The organism is Streptomyces sp. 796.1 (genome assembly GCF_047525675.1).
Classification (GTDB): domain Bacteria; phylum Actinomycetota; class Actinomycetes; order Streptomycetales; family Streptomycetaceae; genus Streptomyces.
The window spans coordinates 246423-268634 of sequence record NZ_JBLIWA010000003.1 but is presented as its reverse complement, the minus strand read 5'-3'; the positions used below and the strand labels follow the sequence as shown (position 1 = coordinate 268634).

Sequence of the window (22212 nt, the reverse complement as noted above, 5' to 3'; positions counted from 1 at the left end):
GACGCCGCCACGGGTTCCGCCCCCGGGAGCTTCGCGCGCACCCTGGCCCAGAGCGCGGCCGGCCCACCGGCCCGGCCCGCGCCCGTCTCGACCGGCGGCCGGCCGGCGCCGGTCAGCACGTACTGGAGGGCGAAGCCGGCGGCGACCACGGCCGCGCCGCCCACCGCGTCCAGCAGGTAGTGGTTGGCGGTGCCGACGATCACCGCGGTGGTCAGCACCGGGTACAGCAGGCCCAGCACCTTCATCCACAGCTTGGGCGCCACCAGGGCGATCACCACGCCGCACCACAGCGACCAGCCGACGTGCAGCGAGGGCATCGCCGCGTACTGGTTGGACAGCTTGGTCAGCGCACCGAAGTCCGGGTCGTTGAGGTCCTGCGGGCCGTGCGCGGTGTCGATGTAGCCCATGTCCATCAGCCGCGGCGGCGCCAGCGGGTAGAGCCAGAAGCCGAACAGGGCGATCAGCGTCGCGAAGGCCAGCGGGGTGCGCGCCCAGCGGTAGGTGGCCGGGCGGCAGGCGTACAGCCAGCCGAGCAGCGCCATCGGCACCAGGAAGTGGAAGGTCGAGTAGTAGTAGTTCATGCTCGCTTCGAGCCACGGAGTGTCGGCCACGAAGTGGTTGAACCAGTACTCGACGTCGATGTGCAGCCAGCCCTCGATGTTCAGGATCTGCCGGCCGTGCCCCTCGGCGAGGCTCCGCTCGTCCGGCGCGTGGGCGCGGATGAAGGAGTAGCCCCAGTAGCCGACGCGGATCAGCATCAGCTCAAGGAGCAGGTTCGGCCGGGACAGCGGGCGCCGCCAGAACTTCAGCATCGGCACCCAGGAACGCCCCGTCGTGACCGGGTCGGCGGTCCGCGCCGGCAGCGGCTTGTCCCACTCCGGCGCGGTGCGCGCGAGGAAGGGCACCACACAGGCCGCGGCGAGCGCGGCGAGGAGCTGGGCGTTGTCCCCGACGAAGTCGAGCCCCTTCATCTCCGGCATCAGCGCGGTCCGGTTGAGCGTCATCACCAGCACCACGAGCACCGGCCACACCAGCCGGTCCGACTGCCTCCGCCCCACCCGGCCGACGACGGCCAGCAGTATCCACAGCAGTTGGTGCTGCCAGGAGGTGGGCGAGACGGCGAGCGCCACACAGCCGGTGACGGCGGCGGCGAGCAGCAGTTGCCCGTCCTGCGCGTACCGCACGGCGCGCCGCAGGCCCACCCAGACCACCGCGGCGGCCAGCAGCGCGAGCAGCGTCAGCTCCACCGGGCCGCGCAGCCCGGCGCGCAGCAACATGCCGTGCAACGACTGGTTGGAGAGGCTGTCGGCGCTGTCGCCGAGCCCCGCGCCACCGACGTGGTGCACCCAGTACGTCCACGAGTCGTGCGGCATCGCGGCCCAGGCGAGCGCGGAGCAGGCGGCGAAGGTGGCACCGGTGAGCGCGGCCACCCGGCGGCGCCCGGTGCACCACAGCAGCACGGCGAAGAGCAGCAGAGCCGGCTGGAGGGCCGCGGCGACGCCGATGAGCAGGGCGGACTGCCGGGCGGAGGTCTTCGGCAGCAGGGTCAGCAGCACCAGCAGGACGGGGATGATGCTGGTCTGGCCGAGGTTGAAGGCGTTGCGTACGGGCAGCGAGAGGACGATCAGGCTGATGGCGACGGGGGCGGCGAGCAGCGCGGTGCGCCGGGAGACGGGGGCCGGCAGCGAACGGGCGGCGACCAGGCCGAGTACGGCGACCAGCAGCAGCGTGCCGAAGGTCCAAGCGACGCCGAGGCTCTGCTCGGCCGCGCGGGTCAGCGGCTTGAGGACGAGGCCGGCGAAGGGGGTGCCGGTGAAGGCGTCGGTGTCGTACAGCGAGCCCCGCACGTGGAGCACGCCGTTCTCGCCGATCCAGGTCTCCAGATCGGTCAGGCGCTGGTCGGGTGGGAGTCTCAGGACCGCCGCGGCCTGGCGCGCGGCCAGCAGACCAGCCAGCACCCACAGTGCGGCCAGCGCCATGCCGATCCGTGACCGGGCGGCCGGCTCCGCCCGCGCGCCCGAGGATCTGCCCCGTCCACTCCGCTCACCGTCTGCCACGCCCTGCTGCTCCCCCACTCGCCGTGTCACTCGCATCCAATGTTTGAGACCTTACTGAGCCCGTGAGTAAGACGCGGAACACCGCCGCGTCACCTGACTGCCTCCGCACATTGCCCGGAAGCGGTCCGACGGGTAACCGCCCATATGCGTGTACGTCGCCAGGGGTAATTTCACCACTTTCCCGTGGGCCGGCTCGCCACTGGGTGCCGGCGCGGGCGCCCTCGGCCGGGGCGGCGCACGGCGAGATCGCCGCACCCCCGGCGGCTGCCGCGCCCCTGGGCGGACCACGCCCGATGCGATACGGAACGGCGTCGGGCCCGCGGTGCGCGGGACCTCCCAGCGGGCGCGGCACACCACACCACGGCACCGGTGAGTCGTTCGTCACGCCGCCCGTCCGGAACGCCCACCCACCCGTAGGGCAGCCCGCCCGCAGCACGGCCGAACACCGTGGGGGCGCGGGGCCACGGGCGGCCGTACCCTCCACCACCGCCGCCCTGCCCCGCCCCACGGCTGTCCGCTGACCCACCCGGCACGCGGCGCCTCCGGGCCGCTGCGGGGTGACACAGCCGTGCACCGTGTTGACGCCGGCCGGAGCCGGCCCGTGGGTACGCCGCGGGGCGGCGGGGAGGGCGGGCGTGCGGGGCGAAGCCGTGTGGGGCGAGGTGGCGCGGGGCGCGGACGTACGGGGCGCGGACATAGGGGGCGGGGCCACACGAAGCGAGACGGCGCGCAACACAGGCGTACGTGGCAGAGCCACACGGGGCGCTGTGACGCGCGGCGGGGCCGTGGACGGCGGCCTGGTACGGAGCCCGGGCACCAGGAGCGTGGCCACGGACCGTGGACCGGCACGGAGCACGGGCACCCGGGGTGGGACCGCGGAGGCTGGAGTCGGGTGGGCCGGGTGGCGGGCGTGTGGGGCGGGGGCGGTCGCGGGCCGGGCGTGGGCCCGGCCGTCCACTCGTGGCGCCGTCGCGTTCGCTACCTCCACCACGTCATTGTGCCGCGGCCCCACGGGGGCCCGCGCTGCGAGCCCGCCTCATCTGGCCTGCGGCGCCGTGCCCGGGCGCCGGCGCGCACCAGCGTCCAAGACCCGGGCGCCGGCGCCGCGACACCGTGCTTCCATGCGCTATGACACCAAGATCGCGGTCGTGGTCCGGGAGGACCTGGCCGGATGGCAGAAGCTCAACGTGACCGCTTTCCTCTCCAGCGGCGTCGCACACGCCGCCGCCGACGTGGTGGGCGAGCCGTACGAGGACGGCTCGGGCAACGGCTACCTGCCGATGTTCCGCGAGCCCGTCCTCGTCTACACGGCCGACGCCCCCGCGCTCACCCGCACCCACCACCGCGCACTCTCCCGCGAGGTGGCCACGGCCCTGTACCCGGTGGAGTTGTTCAACACCGACAACGACGTCGACAACCGGGCCGCCGTGCTCGCCGTCGAGGCCGCCGACCTGGACCTGGCGGGGCTGGCACTGCGCGGCCCGCGCAAGGACGTGGACAAGGTGCTGCGCGGCCTGCGCCTGCACGACTGATCCGGCGCGGGCGCCCACGGCGGGCGATCATCACCCCAACCGATCGAAGCACCGGCGCCGCCGCACGCCCCCGCCCCTGCCGCGCACGCCCGCGGTAGGGGCTCGCCGCGGCGTCGGCCGGAGGTCCGTAAGCCCGGCCGGCGCCCGCGCGCCGGGCCGCCACCGCGGCGACGCTGATGATCCACACCGGGGTCATCTCCGGCCACCCCGGTGCATACTGACCCCGGTCAAGCGGCAATCGGGCCCCTCGTGGTTCCCGGGGGAGTTCCATGCACACGTCTCGCGTTCTCATCGCACTGACATCCACGGCCCTGCTCGGCGCCGTGCTGGCGGGTTGTTCGGACGACGGCGGCGGTGACGGGGCCGCCCCGTCGGCCGCGCCGCAGACCGCCACGGCCCCCGCCGACTCCCCCACTGGCCCCTCCGCCGATCCCGCCGACGACGCGCTGACCGCGTCCGCCTCCGCACCCGAGCCCACCGCCGCCACCTCGGCCGCGTCGACCCCGCCGCCGTCCCTCGCGGTCGGCGAGTCGGGCACGTACCCGGTCGGGAAGACGGACGAGTACGGCGAGGGGTTCACGGTGACCTCCACGATGAAGGTGACCGTCGTCGAGGCGAAGTACGTGACGCCCGCCCAGGTGGACACGACCAACCAGCCGGAGCACGGTCAGTACGTCTCCCTCACCCTCACCGTGCGCAACGTCGGCAAGGCGGCGGCCGAGTTCTCCTCGTACGGGATGATGAAGTGGGAGGACGGCCAGACGGCGGCGCAGGACGCCACCACGCTGGAGGGCGTCGGCGAGGGGCTCGACCTGGACACGACGTACAAGCCCGGCCAGTCCGTGACGGGCCGGCTCGTGCTGGACGTCGTCCGCCGGGGCGGGACCGTCAGCTACTACGACAACAACGCGCAGGGCGAGGCCCCCGCGTTCACCATCGAGCTGCCGAAGTAACCGGGGCGGAGCCGCAGCCGGGGCCGTGCTCCCGGGCCTCCCCGCTCCCGCCCCCTCCCGCGCCCAGCGTCGCCCACCACTCATCCACCGCCGCCCACCGCCGCGCCCGGCCGGAACGCCTCCGCACCCGTGTAGGAGACTGCTCGTACGGATCGAAGTCCAGGTCACCGATGGGGTGGCCGCCCCGGTGAGAGGTGTCGAAGGTGTCCGTCGTCAAGATCAATGTGCTCACTGTTCCGGCGGAGCAGCGCGAGGTGTTGGAGCAGCGGTTCGCCGCCCGGGCCGGCGCGGTGGAGAGCTCCGACGGTTTCGAGTGGTTCGAACTGCTGCGCCCCGTCGAGGGCACCGACCAGTACCTGGTGTACACCCGCTGGCGCAGCGAGGAGGACTTCACGGCCTGGCGGGAGAGCACGATGCAGGCCAGCCACGCCGGCGGCGAGGGCGGCGAGCGCCCGCGGCCGGCCGCCACCGACGCCACCCTGTGGTCCTTCGATGTCGTCCAGCAGGCGGCCCCCAAGGGCTGAGCACGACCCTCCCCCGCAGGGGCCGGGCGAGCCGGACCGGGACGGGGCGGGACGGAGGGGCGGCGGGCCGGGGGCGTCCGGCCCCGCCGCCCCGTTCTCCGTCTCCGAGCCCCGGGACCGACCGCCTGGCCCACACGGCCCACCGCACCGCGCCCCCCAACTCACCGCGGCCCACCGCACAGCCCGCCGCCCGCACCTCACGCCACAGCGCGTACCCCACACCCCACCCGCCCCAAGAAATTCTGCTGCGGGCCGCCGCGCCGCTCCCGACAATGGCCCGCATGACCTCATCCACCCCCGCTTCCGCCCGCCCTTCCGCCCCGCGGCCCGGCTGGGAAGTCGGTCCGCGTTCCGTGCACGCGGCGGACTCGGAGGCGCTGCTGCGCGCGTACCTCATCGAAGTCAGCGACCGCTACTACCTGCTGCACGAGGGGCGCCGCTCGACCGACGAGGAGATCGCGTCGGGCCTGGTCGAGTTCCACAGCAACGACCTGGTGCCGCCGAACGCGGTGTTCCTGGTCGGGCGGTACGCGGGCGAGCCCGCTGGCTGCGCGGGGGTGCGGCTGCGGGACGCGGCGACGGCGGAGTTGAAGCGGCTGTACGTACGGCCGGCCGAGCGCGGCACGGGCGGCGGCGCGGCGCTCCTGACCGCGGCCCACGCGGCGGCCAGGGAACTCGGCGCCCGACGGATCATCCTGGACACCCGGCACGACCTCGTGGAGGCGCGGGCCCTGTACGCACGGCACGGGTACGGGGAGATCGAGCGCTACAACGAGGACCCGTACGCGGAGCACTGGTTCGCCAAGGAGTTGGACTGAGACCGGCGCCGGGGGTCCGGCCCGGCCTGCCCGCGACCGCGGCGCGGCCCGGCCTCACTCCGACCTGTGGCGGGCGCCGGCCCGCGGGCGGTAGGCGTCGCCGTTGTGCGGGCGCTCCCCGTCGGAGCCGCAGAGTTCGCCGGTGAGTTCGCGCACGAGCGCCACCAGGTCCGTCGGCCGGTCCGGGCCCCACCAGTCGCCGAGCAGTTCCGCCAGCGACTCCTCGCGGGCCCCGGCGAGCCGGGCGGCGACCTCGCGGCCCCGGTCGGTGAGGACGAGCGCCAGGCCCTCGCGCACCGCCAGGTGGCCCTCCTCGACCTGCCGGGCGGCCTCGGTGACCACGCCGAGCGGCAGGTCGGCGCGCTCGGCGAGCAGAGCGGGCTCCACCGAACCCTGCCGGTTGATGCGCAGCAGCAGCCAGCAGGCGGCCGGCCGCAGATCGACCCCGGCCCGCTGGGCGATCTTCACGTAGACGTGTTTGCGGCCCTCGCGGCTGCCGAGCGTGGACAGCGCGCGGGCCACCTCGTCCCGCGAGGTGCGCTCGACCGGGTTGCTGGAGATGACCTCGCTCGCCTCCGGGGCGGTGACCGAGCCGCGCAGCGGTTCCTCGCGCAGGAACCAGGCCAGCACCAGCGCGATCAGCACCAGCGGCACCGCGTACAGGAAGACGTCCGTGATGGAGAGCGCGTACGCGTCGAGCACGCCGCCGCGGGCCGCGGGCGGGAGCCCGCCGACGGCGCGCGGGTCGGCGCTGAGTTGCCCCGGGTCCACGCCGGGCGGCAGGGGCTGTCCGGCGAGCGCGTCGGAGATCCGCGGGCCGAGCTTGTTGGCGAAGATCGTGCCGAAGATGGAGACGCCGAAGGAGGCGCCGATGGAGCGGAAGAAGGTGGCGCCCGAGGTGGCGACGCCCAGGTCCGCGTAGTCGACCGAGTTCTGCACGATCAGCACCAGGACCTGCATGACCAGGCCGAGGCCGAGCCCGAAGACGAAGAAGTACGCGCTCATCTCGACGACGCCGCTGTGCCGGTCGAGTTGGTGGAGCAGCAGCAGGCCGAGCGCGGTGACCGTGGTGCCGGCGATGGGGAAGATCCGGTAGTGGCCGGTGCGGCTGACGATCTGTCCCGACGCGGTGGAGGCGATGAGCAGCCCGAGCACCATCGGCAGCATGTGCACGCCGGACATGGTGGGCGAGACGTCGTGCACCACCTGGAGGAAGGTTGGCAGGTAGGTCATGCTGCCGAACATCGCGAACCCGATGACGAAGCCGATCACCGAGCACAGCGTGAAGGTGCGGCTGCGGAACAGCTTGAGCGGCAGGACCGGCTCCGCGGCCCGCCGCTCCACCTGGATGAACGCCGCGAGCAGCACGATGCCGAGCACGCCGAGGCCGGTGATCTGCCAGGAGTCCCAGTCGTAGCTGACGCCGCCGAGCGAGGCCATCAGGACCAGGCAGGCCGCGACCGCGGCGATCAGGAAGGTGCCCAGGTAGTCGATGGTGTGCCGGGTGTCGCGCCGCGGTACGTGCAGGGCTGCGGCGATGACCAGCAGCGCCACGACACCGACCGGCAGGTTGATGTAGAACACCCAGCGCCAGCTGAGGTGGTCCACGAACAGGCCGCCGAGCAGCGGCCCGAGCACGCTGGTGGCGCCGAACACGGCACCGAACAGGCCCTGGTAGCGGCCCCGTTCCCGGGGCGGCACCAGGTCGCCGACGATCGCCATGGAGAGCACGATCAGCCCGCCGCCGCCGAGCCCCTGAAGCGCCCGGAAGCCGATGAGCTGGGGCATGTCCTGGGCGATGCCGCACAGCGCCGAGCCGATCAGGAAGATCACGATGGCGATCTGGTAGAGGTTCTTGCGCCCGTACTGGTCACCGAGCTTGCCCCACAGGGGCGTCGCCGCCGTGGACGCCAGCAGGTACGCCGTCACCACCCACGACAGGTGTTCCAGGCCCCCGAGGTCGCTGACGATGGTCGGCAGCGCCGTGGAGACGATCGTCTGGTCGAGCGCGGCGAGCAACATCCCGAGCAGCAACGCCCCGATCGCCACCCAGACCGCGCCCTGCTGGTGCCCGTCGGGGCCGTGCGGGTCGTGTGGTCCGTGTGCCGGGCGCGGCCCCCGCGGGCCGTGTGGGTCGTACGGGCCCTGCGGCGCGTTCGGGTCGTACGGCGCGGGCCCTGCCGGGTCCGGCGGACGGCCGGCGGCGGCTGTCGCCGTCTCAGGTGCCGTGGCGCCGGCGGCGGATGCGGCACCGGCGGGCGCGGCTGCGGACGCGTGGTCGGCGGCGGGCGGTTCGCCCCCGGTCCGGCCGGTGCCGGGCGGGTCGCCCCGTGCGCCGGGCCCGCGGTTCGGCGGGCGGGCGTCCTCGACCATGGCGGCTCCTCGGGTCGGGCTGCGCCCCTGATCCACCAGCGGCGGTCAGCTCTGCTACCCATCCTCACCCGTTTGCCCGGGTACGGCCTGCCGAGCCCGCGCCCGGGGCGGACAACCGCCTGCGCGAACACCTGTCCGGTCTGCATAATCGCCTGCGACCCCGAGGAAGGGAAAACCGTGACGGGAGAACTCTGCCCGCACTGCTTCGCACCGCCGCGTGCGGACGGCCGCCCCGGTTGCACCTGCGCCACCCGGCTCGGCGACCCGTCGGACACCGCGGCGACGGCCCTGCTGCCCGGCATATCCGGGCCGCACCCGACCGACGCGGCGTCACTGGCCGACACGGCGATCCTGCCGACCGACCGGTCGGCGCTCGCCGCCGAAGCGGCGACGCACTCCGGCCCCAACCCGGATGACCTGCGGCTCTTCGACGACGTACCGCCGGCGGCCGGTGCGGCGGCCGGCGATGCGCACTCCGCTGTGGGCGGCACGGCCGCCGGGAGTGCCGGAGGCGCCGCGGGTGACGGGTACGGGCCGGACGACGGCTCCGGACCCGGGCCGGACGGCGCGGCCGGGGGCGGGCCGGCGGCCCGGCCGGCGAGCCACCGGCGGCGGCGCCCGGTGGCGATCGTCCTCGCGGCGGCCGTGCTCGTCGCCGTGGTGTGCACCGTGGCGTTCGGTACGGGGTTGCTCGGCGGCGACGGGGGCGGCAGCGACGACCAGGCCGACGGGACGTCACCGGACGGACAGCAGACGACGTCCTCCGAGCCGCTGCCGACCTGGGACGGCAAGATGACCGACAGCCCGAAGCCGACGCCGGGCGGCAGCAGCAGCGCCTCCCCTTCGACCTCGCCCTCCTCGTCGCCGTCCGGGAGCGCGAGCGCGTCCCCTTCGGCGTCGTCGAGCCCGAGCGGCGAAGAGCCCAGCGCCTCCCCTTCGCCCACCGCGGCGCAGTCGTCCGACGCGGCCCCCGAGCCGACCGACGAACCCGACGACCGCCCCACCTCCGCACCGCCCCCGCCGGACCCGACGGACGACCCGCCGCGCCCGACCGGCCCGCCCGTGCTCCGCCAGGGCGACAGCGGCCCCGAGGTCGCCGAACTCCAGGACCGGCTGCGCCAGACGTGGACGTACGGGGGCTCGGCGGACGGCGAGTACGACGCGGGCGTCGCCAACGCGGTCGGCACCTACCAGCGCCGCCACCACCTCACCGGCGACCCCGAGGGCGTCTACGGCCCGCACACCCGCAGCTATCTGGAAGCCCGTACGGACAAGCCCTGACGCGGCGGCGGGACCGCGCTGCCTCGCGCGCACGCGCGCGCGAAGGTCCGGCTTCCGCCGGGCCACGACCGCTCCCCCGTCACACGCCAGCTATGAGCTGTTCATCGGCGCTGGTACGGAGGGCGCTGGCGTCCGGCGGCGTCTCTTTGTATGTTTGAGGAACAAAGTGGTTCCGCCCGCATCCCTGACCGTGGGCGGAACCGCTTGCCTCCGCGCACCGCCGCGCCCCGCCGAGCCCAGGAGTGCCCCATGGCTCCCACGAGCACGTCCCAGACCCTCACCGCCGTCAAGGCGCTGCTCCTCGACATGGACGGGACGCTCGTCAATTCCGACGCCGTCGTGGAGCGCTGTTGGCGGCGCTGGGCCGATGAGAACGGGCTCGACGGCGACAGCGTGATCAAGATCGTGCACGGGCGGCAGGGCCACGCCACCATGGCCGTGCTCCTCCCCGACCGGCCGGTCGCCGAGAACCTGGCTGACAACGCGCGGATGCTCGAATGGGAGACCTCGGACGTGGCGGGCGTGGTGCCGGTGCAGGGCGCGCCGGAGTTCATGGCCGCGCTGGCCGACCTGCCGCACGCGCTGGTGACCTCCGCCGACCGTGGCCTGTCCAGGGCCCGGATGGACGCCGCGGGGCTGCCGATGCCGCGCACCCGGATCACCGCCGAGAACGTGAGCGCCAGCAAGCCGGACCCCGAGGGCTTCCTCAAGGGCGCCGCCGAACTCGGCTTCGCACCCGCCGACTGCGTCGCCTTCGAGGACTCCGAGGTGGGCATCGCCGCGGCCCGCTCCGCCGGGATGCGCGTCGTGGGCGTGGGCCCGCGCGCGGCGGTCCACGAGCCGACCGCCCACGTGCGCGACCTCACCCAGGTCCGCGTGGAGGCGCTGCCGACCGGTGACATCGCCCTGCACATCGCCCCCTGAGCAGGCCGGGACGAGACGCCCGGGCGGAACGGCGAGGCCCGGCGCCGGGCCTCGCCGTCGCCCACGGTGGTACAGGCTGATTTCCTACCCGACGCGCCGTGCCGGCCGTCGTCCCCGCACCGCGGCGCCGGGTGCCCCACCCTGGGCTGGTCTTCGCGCGGGCGCGCACGTGCGTGTGGGCCCGCCGTGAGCCTTGGGATGGGAAGGGGTACACACCGATGACCTCCATGGGGAAGCCGGCCGCGGCACGGGACGGGGCCGCCGGACCCGGCTGCGGGCCGTCCGCCAGAGCCGGCGCGTTGGGCCACCCGGGTGGCGCCGCCCCGTGGCACGGCGCCCGGCCCGCGTCGGCGGACGGCCGGTGCGGCGCATGACTGAGGACGAGGCCATTGCCGCGATCGGCGATGCCGTGGAGGACCTGACCACCGGCCGCACCGGGGTGCTGACCGACGCCGGCCCGTACACCTCGCCGACGACGCGGCGTACGACGTTCCTGGTGTTCATCCGGCCCGAGCGGGGCGGCGTCGAGTGGACCGTCGAACCCGAGCAGGTGCGCCGCCGGGCCGACGCGGCGGCACCGCACCGGTGCGCGCCCCCGGGTCGCCGCCCGTTCCGCGGCCATCACCGCGCCACGCGCCGCACCACCGCCCCCGGCCCGCCGCCACCACTGACGCGCTGACGCCCGCCGACCTGCTGGCTGGCCGGCCAACTGGCTGACCTGATGTTTTGCCGACGCTCGCCGGCGCCTGGCGATCCGCCGGCGCCTGGCGGCGACCCCGGTCACCGCACGGCGCGCGTCGCACGGCGCGCTTGGCGCCGGCATGTGTCGCCCGCCGGTCGCTACGCCGAGACCGCCTCGTACAGGCTGAACACGGCCAGCAGCAGCATGACGCAGGCGCCGATCTTGGTGATCAGGCGCAGCGGGACGTACTTCATCAGGGTGCGTCCACCGACGATGCCGATGCCGGCCACCGCCCACAGGGCGAGTACGGCGCCGACGCCGACGGAGATCGGGCTGTCGTAGCGGGCGGCGAGGTTGGCCGTCATGATCTGGGTGAGGTCACCGAACTCGGCGACCAGGATGAGCATGAAGCCGCTGCCGGCGACCTTCCAGAAGCTCTGGTCGGCGGGCTTCTTGATCTCTTCCTCGTCCTCGTCCTTCTTGAACAGCAGCATCGCGGCGCCGGCCAGGAAGAGCACGCCGACGATGGCCTGGAGGAGCCGCTGCGGCAACAGCGTGAGCACGCTGCCGGCGGCGATGGCGAGGGCGACGTGGACGACGAAGGCGGCGGCGACACCGGCGAAGACGTACGACGCGCGGTAGCGGGTGCCGAGCATCAGGCCGGCCAGGGCGGTCTTGTCGGGAAGTTCGGCAAGGAAGACGACGCCGAAGGTGACGGCGGCGACGGTGAGGCTGAACACGGGGTGGGATTCCTCGTTCGGTCGGGCGTCCGCACCGAAAGGGTCCCTGTTCGCGGGGTCGCTTCGGCACGGCAGCGTCGGACACTGCGGCCGAAGGTCTCGCTGGCGCAGTGGCACACGAGACGTGACACGCCACCTAGGCGTGCCCACCCGCAGCCACCCGCCTCCGGGCGCCGGCCCCCCGTTCCCCCTGACGCGCGAGCGTCCCACCTGATGGTGGTACGGGGACGGTGAGCAGTATGTCGACGGTCCGGCGAAGAGCTACTCCCCTTCTGCTGTCGACGAGGATACGTCAGCCCGTGCCGCCCCTCCGCAACCCTCCCCCGCCCGACGCTCCCGGGCACCACCCCGCCCACCATCCCGCGCACACCCGCCTGACCAGCACGGATGACCTCCCCGCAGGGCCGGCCAGGAGAGCGGGCCACCGACTGGCGCCCGGGCCACCGCCCCCGCGTGACGTTGCCCACGACGAGCGCCGCACCGAGCGCGCCCGCTCCCGGCCCCGTACCGCGCGGGTACGACACGGCGCCGTACGCGGCCCCGAGCCACACCACACACGGAGCCGCGTACGAGCGTGGCGGGCCCCCACCCGCCGTACGCCACGCCATGCGACCAGCACGCGCAAGCCCACGGCCGACACCCACAAGCCCGCAACCAGCACCCGCGGGGCAACGGACGGCCCGGCCCACCCCACGCGGCCCTTGGCCCGCGGCACGACCCACGCCCTCGCACCCGTACGCGCCGCAGGTCAGAGCAGCTCACGGGGCGTCAACGCGCCGGCCGCGCACCGGCGGAGAGCCCGGCGGCGTACCGCGCGCCCCCTTGCTTTGACATGACCGCGTCGTCACGCTGTTACCTGGCGCCCACCCCAGAGCAACCCGGCGCCGAGACCATGTCCGGGCCACAGCGCCCGTTTCCCCCCACTCCAGAGGGAGTTCGCCATGTCCCGTACGGACACGACCTCTTCGCGTCGCGGCATCTACGCGCGTCGAGCAACCGCCATCGGTGGTCTGGCCACGCTGGTCGGCACGTTGGTGATGAGCGGCCCGAGCGCGCACGCCGCGCCGCCCGCCCCGCCGAGCGCCGGCACCGCACGCACCTACCTCGCCCAGCTCACCGTCAAGTCCGAGGGCTCGTCGAGCGGTTACAGCCGCGACAAGTTCCCGCACTGGAGCACCCAGAGCGGAAGCTGCAACACCCGCGAGGTCGTCCTCAAGCGGGACGGCAAGAACGTCGAGACCAACAGCAGTTGTGCCGCCGTGAAGGGCACCTGGTTCTCCCCCTACGACGGCGCCACCTGGCGCGCCGCGTCCGACGTGGACATCGACCACGTGGTGCCGCTGTCCGAGGCGTGGAAGTCCGGCGCCAGCTCCTGGACCAACTCGCGCCGCGAGGGCTTCGCCAACGACCTCACCCGCTCGCAGCTCATCGCGGTGACGGACAACGTCAACCAGGCCAAGGGCGACAAGGACCCGGGCAAGTGGCTGCCGCCGACCAAGAGCTACCACTGCACCTACGCCCGGATGTGGGTCTCGGTGAAGCACTACTACAAGCTCTCCGTGGACAGCGCCGAGAAGAGCGCCCTCAGCCGCATCCTCAACGGCTGCTGACGGCCACCGACGGTCGTCGGCCGCTCCTGACGGCCACCGGTGTGGCCGCCGGCCGGCACCGACGGCTGCCGAACCGCCGGTGACGGCCGCTACCGGTTGACAGCCGGCCCGGCCCCGACCGGATCCGCCGCCCCGACCGACGGGGCGGCGGATCAGTCGTTCGCTACTCCTGCCCGTCCGTCTGCTCGGCCGCGATCTCCGCCAGCGCCCGAGCCACGTACTCCGCCGTCGCCTCCCTGGTCACGCCGAGGGCGGTCAGCGCGCCGACCCCTTCCCCGTGCTCCAGGAGGGCGAGCAGGATGTGCTCGGTGCCGACGTAATTGTGCCCGAGCCGCAGCGCCTCGCGCAGGGTCAACTCCAGCGCCTTGCGGGCGCCCGCGCTGTACGGGATGAGCTCGGGGACCTCATCGGCCGCCGCGGGCAGGGCGGCCAGCAACGCCTCCCGCGCCCGCTCCAACGCCACGCCCTGGGCCGTGATCGCCCGCGCGGCCAGCGCCTGCGGCTCGCCCAGCAGCCCGAGCGCGAGGTGGCCCGGGCCCACCTCCGCGTTGCGCGCGGCAGCGGCCTCGTTGTGCGCGGCCACCACCACGTTCCTGGCCCGCTCGGTGAACTGGTTGAAGCCCTGGCTCACGTCGACTTCGGCGGCCTCGTTGGCCCCCTTGGGCACGAACCGCTTCTGCGCCGCCTGCCGGGTCACCCCCATGCTGGCGCCGATGTCGGTCCAGGAGGCACCGGAGCGGCGCGCCTGGTCCACGAAGTGGCCGATGAGGTGGTCGGCCAGTTCGCCTAGGTGGTCCGCCGCGAGCACGGCGCCGGCGAGCTGGTCCAGCGCGCCGGGGTGGGCCTTCTTGATGGCCTCGATCAGCTCGTCGAGTCGGATCGGAGGCGTGATCCCTAAGGGTTTCGTCATGCCGTCAACCGTAGGTTGACAGGGTGCCCGGCGTCAACCTCGGGTTGACAGTCGCGGGCGGCCCGCCAGCGCGGGCCGGAAGAGGACGATCGGCAAGCCAGGGGGCCGGGGACGGGAGCCGGGGCGAGAGTCGAGGAGAGCAGAGGAGAGCAGAGCCGCGAGCCAGGATCGACGACCAGGAGGAACTGGAGCCGACTCCGGCGACCGAGACCCGGGGGTCAGGGACGGCAGTCACGGCCGGCGGCCGAGAGCCGACAGCGGCCAGATACGGCAAGGACAGACCAAAAGCGCACCGCAAAACCGAGATCAACGTCACCGCAATGGCGATTTCCAGCCACGGGCACACCATCCGCCCCACCCCCGGACCAGCAAAGTCCATGCGGCTGATTAAAAGTCCATACCAACTGGTCGAGACCACCTGACGGTCATGCTCATGTCGCTCTAGGCTCTCCGCATCGACCAGGCGCGTTCACGAGACGTCGCAGGCGAGCGGGGGCCCAGGCGCCACGCGACGACCCCACACGATGCGGTCGCCACTCCCCCACCACCCCGCCACGCAGCGGCGATGGACCATGCGGACCGGCCACCCACCCACGGGGCCGCGAGCCGCCCGACCGATGCACATCCCCCCGCACCGAGCAGCACCAAGTGGCAGAACTTGAACTTGCAACAACTGATGAGGCGTCCCTAACCTGGCCACCTCGTTGTTTCCCGTCCCCGAAACGAGGAGTCCCCCTGCCATGTCATCCCCCAACCCCCTGAACGAACATCTCGACGCGGCCCGGCCGTACGCGACCTCGCTGTTCCGCATCGTCGTCGGCCTGCTCTTCGCCTGCCACGGCGCCAAGACCCTGTTCGGCTCCTTCGGCGGAGTCGATGGCGCGGGCGGCACCATTGACGCCGGCACCTGGCCCGGTTGGCACGCGGCCGTGATCCAACTCGTCGGCGGCATCCTCGTCATGACCGGCCTGTTCACCCGCAGCGCCGCGTTCATATCCTCCGGCTCGATGGCGTACGCGTACTTCGTCGAGCACCAGACGGAGAAGCTGTGGCCGATCGAGAACGGCGGCGAGGCGTCCGCCATGTTCTGCTGGGCCTTCCTGATCATCATCTTCACCGGGCCGGGCGCCTGGGCCCTGGACCGCTTCATCGGCGCCAGCCGTGAACAGAGCGCCAGCGAGCCGCACCGCCAGCCGACCCGCGTCTGATCCACCCGGGCCCCACTCCGGCCCACCGCGCAGCGGCGCCCGCGCCGCCCCGCACCCCCGGCCGCGCCCCGATGTCGATCGAGGCGCGGCCGGTGTCGTTCCCGGCGCGACCCGGCGCCGTTCGGGACACTCTCCTCGATATCGGACGGACCGCGGAGTGTTCGCGGGTATCCCTACCGACCTGCGGATGTAACGACGTGATGACGAGTCGACATATCGAGATACCGGGTCCGGACGGGCTGGCCGGCCCGTTATGCGCTGTTGCTCATGGTGTGCCCGTGCGTTGCGGAGGGCTTACCGGTCCGTAACCGCCGGGCCACCGTCGCGGACCCCGTTCATACGGCGTGACCTCGGCGTTATGCAGCGGTCATGGGCGGTCTCGGCTCGGTATGCTCTGGCAGCACAGGCGTACGCTGTATGGCTGTTGCTGAAGAGGCCGCTCCTGCCGCTCCCTTGCGACGTCGCGGCGGGGGAACGGGATCGGGAGAGACGTTGCTGGAAACCTTGGGGTCGCTGGTCGACACCCCGTGGATCTACGTGATCATCGGTGCATCCGTGGTCTTGGACGTCTTCCTGCCCGTCCTGCCCAGCGGCATCCTGGTGGTCGCCGCGGCCACCGCGGCGGCCGGCACCACGACCGCCGACGCGGTCAACGCGGCGCGCGGCGTCAAACCCGACGCAGACATCCCCGAGATGCTGGCCCTGGTGCTCTGCGCCACCACCGCATCCGTACTCGGCGACATGGTCGCCTACCGACTGGCCTGGCGCGGCGGCGAACGCCTCGACCGGGCCATCGCCCGCTCCCGTCGACTGACCTCCGCACAGCAGAAGTTGGGTGCCGCACTGGCGCGCGGCGGTGGCGCGCTGGTCGTCCTGGCGCGCTTCGCGCCCGCCGGGCGCTCCGTGGTGAGCCTGGGCGCCGGCGCCGCACACCGCAAGGTCGCCGAGTTCCTTCCCTGGTCCGCGCTGGCCGGGCTGATGTGGGCGGGGTACAGCGTGGGCCTCGGCTACCTCGGTGGGCAGTGGCTCGGCGCCACCTGGTTGAGCACCGCGGTCTCGGTGCTCGCGCTGGTCGCGGTGGGGACGATCGCCGGCTTCGTGATGAGCCGCCGCCCCAACAAGCGCAAGGCCCCGCAGCCTTCTTGACCGCCGCACCACCGAAGCACCCGAAGCACCCGAAGCACCCGAAGCACCCGAGCCATTTCGCACCACCCGCACCGTCCGGACCACTCACGGGCCCGCGCCACTCCCGGCGCGGGCCCGTCGGCGTCCGCACCACCCCGCGATGTCCCGGCCCGCCGCACCACCGCCCGCCGTACCGGCCATCGACTCCGCCGCGCCCCGCCCGTACGCCAACTCGCCAACTCGCCACCCCCTGCGGCCAAGTCGCCAACTCCACCGCCCTGCCCCGCAAGCAGCCCGCCCCCACGCCGGACCAGCCCGCGCCCGCTGCCCGTCTGCCCGCCGGGTCGGGCCCGTTGACCGCGTGCCGTGACCGGAAACGGGCAGTGGGGGTCCTACCGCGGTGGGCACCCGTGCACGAGGCGAGAACGCGAATCCGGATCAAACACCGCACGTGAGATCCGGATGCCGGGCCCTCGGGTAAATCCGGTTATCGTCCCTCCCATGCTCTTCACTTCCTCTTGCCCTTCTGCATGGTGACCTCGCGCGCCCGGTTCGGTTGTGCGGTCGTGGCCGGTGCGGCGCTACTGGGCGCCGGCGTCTTCGCCGTACGCGAACTGGTGGAGGACGGGACCGATCCGCTGCCCACCGTCCCGGACGAGTACCGGGCCACGATCGAGGCCGCCGCCCGTACCTGTGAACCGCTTTCGGTGCCCCTGCTCGCCGCGCAGATCGACGCGGAGAGCCGGTGGGACCCCCGGGCCAGTTCCGGGAAGGCCGACGGGATCTCCCAGTTCGCGCCGGTCACCTGGACCGAGTGGGGCCGCGACGGGGACGGCGACGGCAAGGCCGACGTGTGGAACCCGAAGGACGCGATCCCCTCCCAGGCCCGGTACATGTGCCACCTCTACGACTCGGTCAAGAACGTCCCCGGCGACCGCACCGAGTTGGCGCTCGCCGCGTACAACGCCGGCCCCGGCGCCGTACTGCGGGTGCGCGGCATCCCCGAGTTCAACGAGACCCGCGGCTACGTGGACCGCATCACCAAGCGGCTGCTCCCCGACTACGAGCAGACGGAGCGGGAACGCCGCGAGAAGTTGGGCGGCGAGTCCGGCACGCCGAACCCCGACGCCTCGGCCGGCACACCGGCCGACGGTGCCACCCCGGACGGCGACGGCGCGCCCTAGCCGCGCGCCCCAATCGTCAACTGCGCGCCGCACCACCCACCCGACGGGGCCGCCGCCCACCCCGCGGCCCGTACCGCCGCCCCGTCACCGGCCTCGCGCGCACCCGCGCGCGGGGCCGGCCGCGGTCACGTCGGGTCAGCGCCGAGGAACTCCTCGACGGCGCGGACCAGTTCGTGCGGGGTCTCGTCGGCCGGGTAGTGCCCGGCGTCGGCGAGTTCCACCAGGTCGGCGTGCGGGTACCAGCGCAGCCAGGTCGCCCGCATCACCTCGGCCGACAGCGCCGGGTCGTGCCGGCCGACCACCACCCGTACCGGCAGTTCAAGGCCCTCGATCTGGTCGTGGAAGTCCTCCCCGGCCCAGGAGTCGAGCCAGGCGCGCAGCGCCGCCGGGTCGCCGTGTTCGACCGAGTGCCGCACCATCAGGTCGAGCCAGGCGCCCGGGTGGCGCCCGCCCGTGGTCAGGTCGATGATCGTGCGGCGGTGCTGCGGATGCTCGGCCGCCCCGGCGAACAGGTCCCACTGCTCCCCCGACATCGGCACGCCGCTGGCCGGCACCGGCGCGATCCCCACCAGCCGCCGCACCCGGTGCGGCGCCGCCGCCAGCAGCCGCTGCGCCACCGCGCCGCCCATGGAGTGCCCGACGACGGAGAAGCGGTCCCAGCCCAGGTGGTCGGCGAGGGCCAGCAGGTCGGCGGCGGCCTCCGCGGTGTCGTACGCACCGGGCACCTCCCGCGCCTTCCCGTAGCCGCGCAGGTCAGGAAGGACGTAGCTGTACGCACGCCGGTCGACGTGCGGCAGCACGGCGGCGTAGGTGGCACGGTCCGAGAGCCAGCCGTGGACGGCCACGACCCGGTGCGGGCCGTCTCCCACGACCTCGTGCGGTGGTACGAACGGAACGGGGGGAACCACGACGCCTCCGATTCTGTCGGCCGCGGGCGCCCGGCACACCCGCAGGGCATAACCGTGGCCGCAACGCGGCGCCCCGGCAAGGTGCCGGACCGGATCAACCGGGAGGACCGGCCACCCACCAGCCTCCCGAGCGGCGCGCGCCACCCGGCCACCGGCGGGCCGCCAGCGCCGCCGCAGCCGTACGAGATCGTTCCCCGGATCGGGAACCCGCCCCGTCACGTGACCGGGTTCACCGCCGGTGCGGGCCCGTCCGGCGCCCTGCACGGCGCGCGGCCGGGAGATACTTCCCACGGCCGTACGCATCCACCCGGTCGAACGCCGGGCGGCCCACCGCGTCCAGCGGGTAGGCGTGGGGCCCGGGGGCATACGCGTGCGGACGGACGAGGGCCGGGGCGGCGGTACGAGCACCGCCGACCGGCGGCGCAGATGAGCGAAGGAGCAGCATGAGAATCGGAATCGTCGGTGCTACCGGACAGGTCGGCGGGGTCATGCGCGGGGTGCTCGCCGAGCGCGGGTTCCCGGTGGAGCAGTTGCGGCTGTTCGCCTCCGCCCGTTCGGCCGGGCGCACCCTGCCGTGGCAGGACACCGAGATCACCGTGGAGGACGCGGCCACCGCCGACTTCTCCGGCCTGGACATCGTGCTGTTCTCGGCCGGCGGCGCCACCGCGCGGGCGCTGGCGCCCAAGGTGGCGGCGGCCGGCCCGGTCGTCATCGACAACTCGTCGGCCTGGCGGGCCGACCCCGAGGTGCCGCTGGTGGTGTCCGAGGTCAACCCGGACGCGGTGGCCGAGCGCCCCAAGGGCATCATCGCCAACCCGAACTGCACCACCATGGCCGCCATGCCGGTGCTCCGCCCGCTGCACGCCGCGGCCGGCCTGACCAGCCTGGTGGTCACCACCTACCAGGCGGTGTCGGGCAGCGGGCTTGAGGGCGTGCGCGAGCTCGAAGAGCAGATCCGCAAGACCGCCGAGACGGCCGCCCGGCTCACCCACGACGGCTCGGCCGTCGAGCTGCCGGCACCGAACAAGTACGTCCGGCCGATCGCGTACAACGTGCTGCCGATGGCCGGCTCGCTGCTCGATGACGGTTCGGGCGAGACGGACGAGGAGCGCAAGCTCCGCGTCGAGAGCCGCAAGATCCTGGGCATCCCGGAGCTGCTGGTCTCCGGCACCTGCGTCCGGGTGCCGGTGTTCACCGGTCACTCGCTGCAGGTCAACGCCCGGTTCGCGGAGCCGCTCAGCCCGGAGCGGGCGGCCGAGCTGCTGGCCGCAGCGCCGGGCGTGGAGCTCTCCGACATTCCCACCCCGCTCCAGGCCGCCGGCCAGGACCCGACCTACGTCGGGCGCATCCGGCGCGACGAGACGGTCCCCGACGGGCGCGGCCTGGCCCTGTTCTGCTCCAGCGACAACCTGCGCAAGGGCGCGGCGCTGAACGCCGTGCAGATCGCGGAGCTGGTGGCGGCCGAGTCCGCCTAACGCTCCCGCCCCACCGGCCCGCACCCTGTCGTGTGGGCCGCCCGGCACGGGCCCCGGCCGCACCACGCGGCACGGGGCCCGCGCCGTACCCCGCCCCCTCTCGGCTGGCCCGCCCCGCCGGTCCTTTCCGTACGCGTCGTCCCCCGGGGCTCATCTCGTGTCGTCGGCCGCTCGCGCCTTGGCCGGGTCGGAAGGGGCCGCCGGGGCGGACGGGGTTCCAGCGGCCGGGACCTCGGCAGAGGGGGCGTCCGGAGCTCCTTCGGCCGGCGGTGCCGCGTCGCGGACCACGGGTCGGGCACGGACCGCGTCCGACAGCGGGCCCGCCGCCGCGTCTCCGAGGCCCGCCAGGGTGATCGCGAGGTAGCGGCGCCAGTCCCCGGTGCCGTTGCGGATGACCGCCGCGAGGCCGCAGACGATCATGCTGAGGTCGATCACTTCTATGTCGGGCCTGATGGTGCCCTGGGCCCTGGCCCGCGCGATGAGTTCGGCCGCTATGGCCTCGGTGCGCTCCGCCGCCGTGCCCTTGGGCCTGGCCGAACCGAGCGTCGCCTCGATGGACGCGGTCAGCCCCCGGTCGGTGGCGAGCACCTCGCCGATGTGCCAGAGGTAGCGGGCGAGGCCGTCCGCCGCGTCCGGGCACGGCACGCACCGGGTCCGGCCGAAGGTCACGATCTCCGCGTGCCGCTGTTCGCCGGCGGCCTCGATGAGCGCGGCCCGGCTCGGGAAGTGGCGGTAGACGGTGCCGATGCCGACCCCGGCGGCCCGGGCCACTTCGGGCATCTGCACGTCCTCACCGCGCGCCGTGAACAGCGCGCGTGCGGCCTCCAGGACACGGGTCCGATTGCGCTCGGCATCGGCTCGCGGCTTGCGCCGCCGTGGGGGCGATGAGGTCGACACGCTGCCCGATCCTAGTGCCACCCCCGCCGGGGCGTTCCAGAACGGTGTTCCAGGCACCTGGTATTTACGCAGGTCAGGGCGGGTTTTACCGTTCCAGCGTCCCGTCTGGCGGCGGATGTCTTGCCCGCCGGGCGCGGGCATGGCGGAGTTGCCCCATGAACACGCACTCGCACCTCGACCACGCCGCCGAGCAGTCGGCCGGCACCACCACGACCCGCGCGTTCGCCGCGGGCACCCCGGGCCGGCTGGCCCGTACCGGCGTCATCGGGCTGGCCGTGCTGGCCGCCGCGGCCACCACCGCCGTGCTCGCCCCCGCGGCCGGCGCCGCCCCGCGCCACGGCGCAGCCGCCGAGCCCGCGTTCCTGGAGCCGAACGAGCTGCCGCCGCACCCGACCTCCCCCTGGTACGCGAGCCCGGTCACCGCCGGCGCGCCGGACCCGCTGCCGTTCTGCGTCGGACCCGCGCTGCCCGGCGCCACCTCCGTACACCGCTCGTTCTGGACCGAGTACGACACGGGCGCGGTGCAGGTGACCGTCGTGGAGCGGGACGAGACGCGCGCCAAGTCGCTGGCCGCGTTGTGGAACAAGGCCGTCCGCGAGTGCGCGGACAAGGCCGAGCAGCAGGACCCGGACACCACCGCCGAGTTCAAGGACTACGGCAAGCTCAACGTCGAGGAGGGCGCCAACGTCTACGGCATCCACACCGCGCACGCCTGGGGCGGCTCCGACATCAACCTGTTCTCGGTGGGCCGGGACGGGCGGACGGTGACCGTCGTGAAGTGGGGCCAGATGGGCAACTTCCAGCACGCGCAGGTGGCCGACTTCAAGCAGACCACCACGACCGCGGTCAACAAGCTGTACTGAGTCGGGCATTCGCCGTCTGGTGCCTGGCACCAGACGCCTGACACCTTGGCCCGGCCTCCGGCGGCGACCGTAGGCGGGCACCGAACACGGCGGCCCGGTCCGCCCGCGCACCGTCGGGGTGCGCGGGCGGGCCGGGCCGCGGCGGTGG

General features: G+C 73.8%; 19 protein-coding genes. 13 read left to right on the top strand and 6 right to left on the bottom strand.

The window, feature by feature from the left end; translation table 11 throughout:
* On the bottom strand, positions 1 to 1979 hold a 1979-nt coding region (locus ACMA1D_RS03875), incomplete at its 3' end, for a bifunctional glycosyltransferase 87/phosphatase PAP2 family protein (protein WP_414722425.1).
* 1199 nt (positions 1980 to 3178) lie between these two features.
* Between ACMA1D_RS03875 and ACMA1D_RS03870 the strand changes: the two genes are divergently transcribed.
* From ACMA1D_RS03870 to ACMA1D_RS03855, 4 genes are all read left to right on the top strand, one after another.
* Positions 3179 to 3589, top strand: coding sequence for a DUF2000 family protein (locus ACMA1D_RS03870; protein ID WP_414722424.1), 411 nt, complete (start codon positions 3179 to 3181; stop codon positions 3587 to 3589).
* A gap of 269 nt (positions 3590 to 3858) precedes the next feature.
* Positions 3859 to 4542, top strand: coding sequence for a DUF4352 domain-containing protein (locus ACMA1D_RS03865; protein ID WP_414722423.1), 684 nt, complete (start codon positions 3859 to 3861; stop codon positions 4540 to 4542).
* 203 nt (positions 4543 to 4745) lie between these two features.
* Entirely contained in the window at positions 4746 to 5066 is a 321-nt protein-coding gene (locus ACMA1D_RS03860; protein WP_414722422.1) for an antibiotic biosynthesis monooxygenase family protein, read from the top strand.
* A gap of 281 nt (positions 5067 to 5347) precedes the next feature.
* Positions 5348 to 5884: a GNAT family N-acetyltransferase gene (locus ACMA1D_RS03855; protein WP_414722421.1), complete on the top strand. Its 537-nt coding sequence runs from the start codon at positions 5348 to 5350 to the stop codon at positions 5882 to 5884.
* A gap of 54 nt (positions 5885 to 5938) precedes the next feature.
* Here ACMA1D_RS03855 and ACMA1D_RS03850 read toward each other — a convergent pair whose 3' ends face one another.
* Entirely contained in the window at positions 5939 to 8257 is a 2319-nt protein-coding gene (locus tag ACMA1D_RS03850) for a DHA2 family efflux MFS transporter permease subunit (RefSeq protein WP_414722420.1), read from the bottom strand.
* A gap of 177 nt (positions 8258 to 8434) precedes the next feature.
* Between ACMA1D_RS03850 and ACMA1D_RS03845 the strand changes: the two genes are divergently transcribed.
* The 3 genes from ACMA1D_RS03845 to ACMA1D_RS03835 all read left to right on the top strand — a co-directional run bounded on the left by ACMA1D_RS03845 (position 8435) and on the right by ACMA1D_RS03835 (position 11141).
* Positions 8435 to 9538, top strand: coding sequence for a peptidoglycan-binding domain-containing protein (locus tag ACMA1D_RS03845; protein WP_414722419.1), 1104 nt, complete (start codon positions 8435 to 8437; stop codon positions 9536 to 9538).
* Between the two features lie 249 nt (positions 9539 to 9787).
* Positions 9788 to 10462, top strand: a complete 675-nt coding sequence (locus ACMA1D_RS03840) for an HAD-IA family hydrolase (RefSeq protein ID WP_414722418.1) — start codon at positions 9788 to 9790, stop codon at positions 10460 to 10462.
* Between the two features lie 370 nt (positions 10463 to 10832).
* Positions 10833 to 11141: a hypothetical protein gene (locus ACMA1D_RS03835; protein ID WP_414722417.1), complete on the top strand. Its 309-nt coding sequence runs from the start codon at positions 10833 to 10835 to the stop codon at positions 11139 to 11141.
* Between the two features lie 161 nt (positions 11142 to 11302).
* On the opposite strand, the gene ACMA1D_RS03830 is transcribed toward ACMA1D_RS03835, so the two are convergent.
* Positions 11303 to 11884 (bottom strand): TMEM165/GDT1 family protein, encoded by a 582-nt coding sequence (locus ACMA1D_RS03830; RefSeq protein ID WP_414722416.1) that lies wholly within the window; start codon positions 11882 to 11884, stop codon positions 11303 to 11305.
* Between the two features lie 941 nt (positions 11885 to 12825).
* On the opposite strand from ACMA1D_RS03830, the gene ACMA1D_RS03825 reads away from it, so the two are divergent.
* Positions 12826 to 13494 carry an HNH endonuclease family protein gene (locus tag ACMA1D_RS03825; RefSeq protein WP_414722415.1) on the top strand — a complete coding sequence of 223 codons (669 nt, stop codon included), beginning with the start codon at positions 12826 to 12828 and terminating at the stop codon, positions 13492 to 13494.
* Positions 13495 to 13657: 163 nt separating this feature from the next.
* On the opposite strand, the gene ACMA1D_RS03820 is transcribed toward ACMA1D_RS03825, so the two are convergent.
* Entirely contained in the window at positions 13658 to 14404 is a 747-nt protein-coding gene (locus ACMA1D_RS03820) for a Clp protease N-terminal domain-containing protein (protein WP_414722414.1), read from the bottom strand.
* Between the two features lie 740 nt (positions 14405 to 15144).
* Between ACMA1D_RS03820 and ACMA1D_RS03815 the strand changes: the two genes are divergently transcribed.
* The 3 genes from ACMA1D_RS03815 to ACMA1D_RS03805 all read left to right on the top strand — a co-directional run bounded on the left by ACMA1D_RS03815 (position 15145) and on the right by ACMA1D_RS03805 (position 17921).
* Positions 15145 to 15612, top strand: a complete 468-nt coding sequence (locus ACMA1D_RS03815; RefSeq protein WP_414722413.1) for a DoxX family protein — start codon at positions 15145 to 15147, stop codon at positions 15610 to 15612.
* A gap of 492 nt (positions 15613 to 16104) precedes the next feature.
* Entirely contained in the window at positions 16105 to 16758 is a 654-nt protein-coding gene (locus ACMA1D_RS03810) for a DedA family protein (protein WP_414722412.1), read from the top strand.
* Positions 16759 to 17267: 509 nt separating this feature from the next.
* Entirely contained in the window at positions 17268 to 17921 is a 654-nt protein-coding gene (locus ACMA1D_RS03805; RefSeq protein ID WP_414722411.1) for a lytic transglycosylase domain-containing protein, read from the top strand.
* A gap of 125 nt (positions 17922 to 18046) precedes the next feature.
* Here ACMA1D_RS03805 and ACMA1D_RS03800 read toward each other — a convergent pair whose 3' ends face one another.
* On the bottom strand, positions 18047 to 18829 hold the full coding sequence (locus ACMA1D_RS03800; RefSeq protein WP_414722410.1) for an alpha/beta fold hydrolase: 783 nt from the start codon (positions 18827 to 18829) through the stop codon (positions 18047 to 18049).
* A 443-nt stretch (positions 18830 to 19272) separates the two neighbouring features.
* Between ACMA1D_RS03800 and ACMA1D_RS03795 the strand changes: the two genes are divergently transcribed.
* Positions 19273 to 20304 (top strand): aspartate-semialdehyde dehydrogenase, encoded by a 1032-nt coding sequence (locus ACMA1D_RS03795; RefSeq protein ID WP_414722409.1) that lies wholly within the window; start codon positions 19273 to 19275, stop codon positions 20302 to 20304.
* A gap of 150 nt (positions 20305 to 20454) precedes the next feature.
* Here ACMA1D_RS03795 and ACMA1D_RS03790 read toward each other — a convergent pair whose 3' ends face one another.
* Positions 20455 to 21201 (bottom strand): TetR family transcriptional regulator, encoded by a 747-nt coding sequence (locus ACMA1D_RS03790; protein WP_414722408.1) that lies wholly within the window; start codon positions 21199 to 21201, stop codon positions 20455 to 20457.
* Between the two features lie 155 nt (positions 21202 to 21356).
* Here ACMA1D_RS03790 and ACMA1D_RS03785 point away from each other — a divergent pair, with 155 nt between their 5' ends.
* Complete coding sequence (locus tag ACMA1D_RS03785; RefSeq protein ID WP_414722407.1) at positions 21357 to 22064, top strand: hypothetical protein; 708 nt, start codon at positions 21357 to 21359, stop codon at positions 22062 to 22064.
* Positions 22065 to 22212 lie beyond the last annotated feature (148 nt).

Excerpts from the sequence above, each read along its gene's own strand:
- ACMA1D_RS03870 (WP_414722424.1), top strand. The coding sequence starts at position 3,179 with ATGCGCTATGACACCAAGATCGCGGTCGTGGTCCGGGAGGACCTGGCC.
- ACMA1D_RS03865 (WP_414722423.1), top strand. The coding sequence starts at position 3,859 with ATGCACACGTCTCGCGTTCTCATCGCACTGACATCCACGGCCCTGCTC.
- ACMA1D_RS03855 (WP_414722421.1), top strand. The coding sequence starts at position 5,348 with ATGACCTCATCCACCCCCGCTTCCGCCCGCCCTTCCGCCCCGCGGCCC.
- ACMA1D_RS03850 (WP_414722420.1), bottom strand. The coding sequence starts at position 8,257 with ATGGTCGAGGACGCCCGCCCGCCGAACCGCGGGCCCGGCGCACGGGGC.
- ACMA1D_RS03840 (WP_414722418.1), top strand. The coding sequence starts at position 9,788 with ATGGCTCCCACGAGCACGTCCCAGACCCTCACCGCCGTCAAGGCGCTG.
- ACMA1D_RS03835 (WP_414722417.1), top strand. The coding sequence starts at position 10,833 with ATGACTGAGGACGAGGCCATTGCCGCGATCGGCGATGCCGTGGAGGAC.
- ACMA1D_RS03825 (WP_414722415.1), top strand. The coding sequence starts at position 12,826 with ATGTCCCGTACGGACACGACCTCTTCGCGTCGCGGCATCTACGCGCGT.
- ACMA1D_RS03820 (WP_414722414.1), bottom strand. The coding sequence starts at position 14,404 with ATGACGAAACCCTTAGGGATCACGCCTCCGATCCGACTCGACGAGCTG.
- ACMA1D_RS03815 (WP_414722413.1), top strand. The coding sequence starts at position 15,145 with ATGTCATCCCCCAACCCCCTGAACGAACATCTCGACGCGGCCCGGCCG.
- ACMA1D_RS03805 (WP_414722411.1), top strand. The coding sequence starts at position 17,268 with ATGGTGACCTCGCGCGCCCGGTTCGGTTGTGCGGTCGTGGCCGGTGCG.
- ACMA1D_RS03795 (WP_414722409.1), top strand. The coding sequence starts at position 19,273 with ATGAGAATCGGAATCGTCGGTGCTACCGGACAGGTCGGCGGGGTCATG.
- ACMA1D_RS03785 (WP_414722407.1), top strand. The coding sequence starts at position 21,357 with ATGAACACGCACTCGCACCTCGACCACGCCGCCGAGCAGTCGGCCGGC.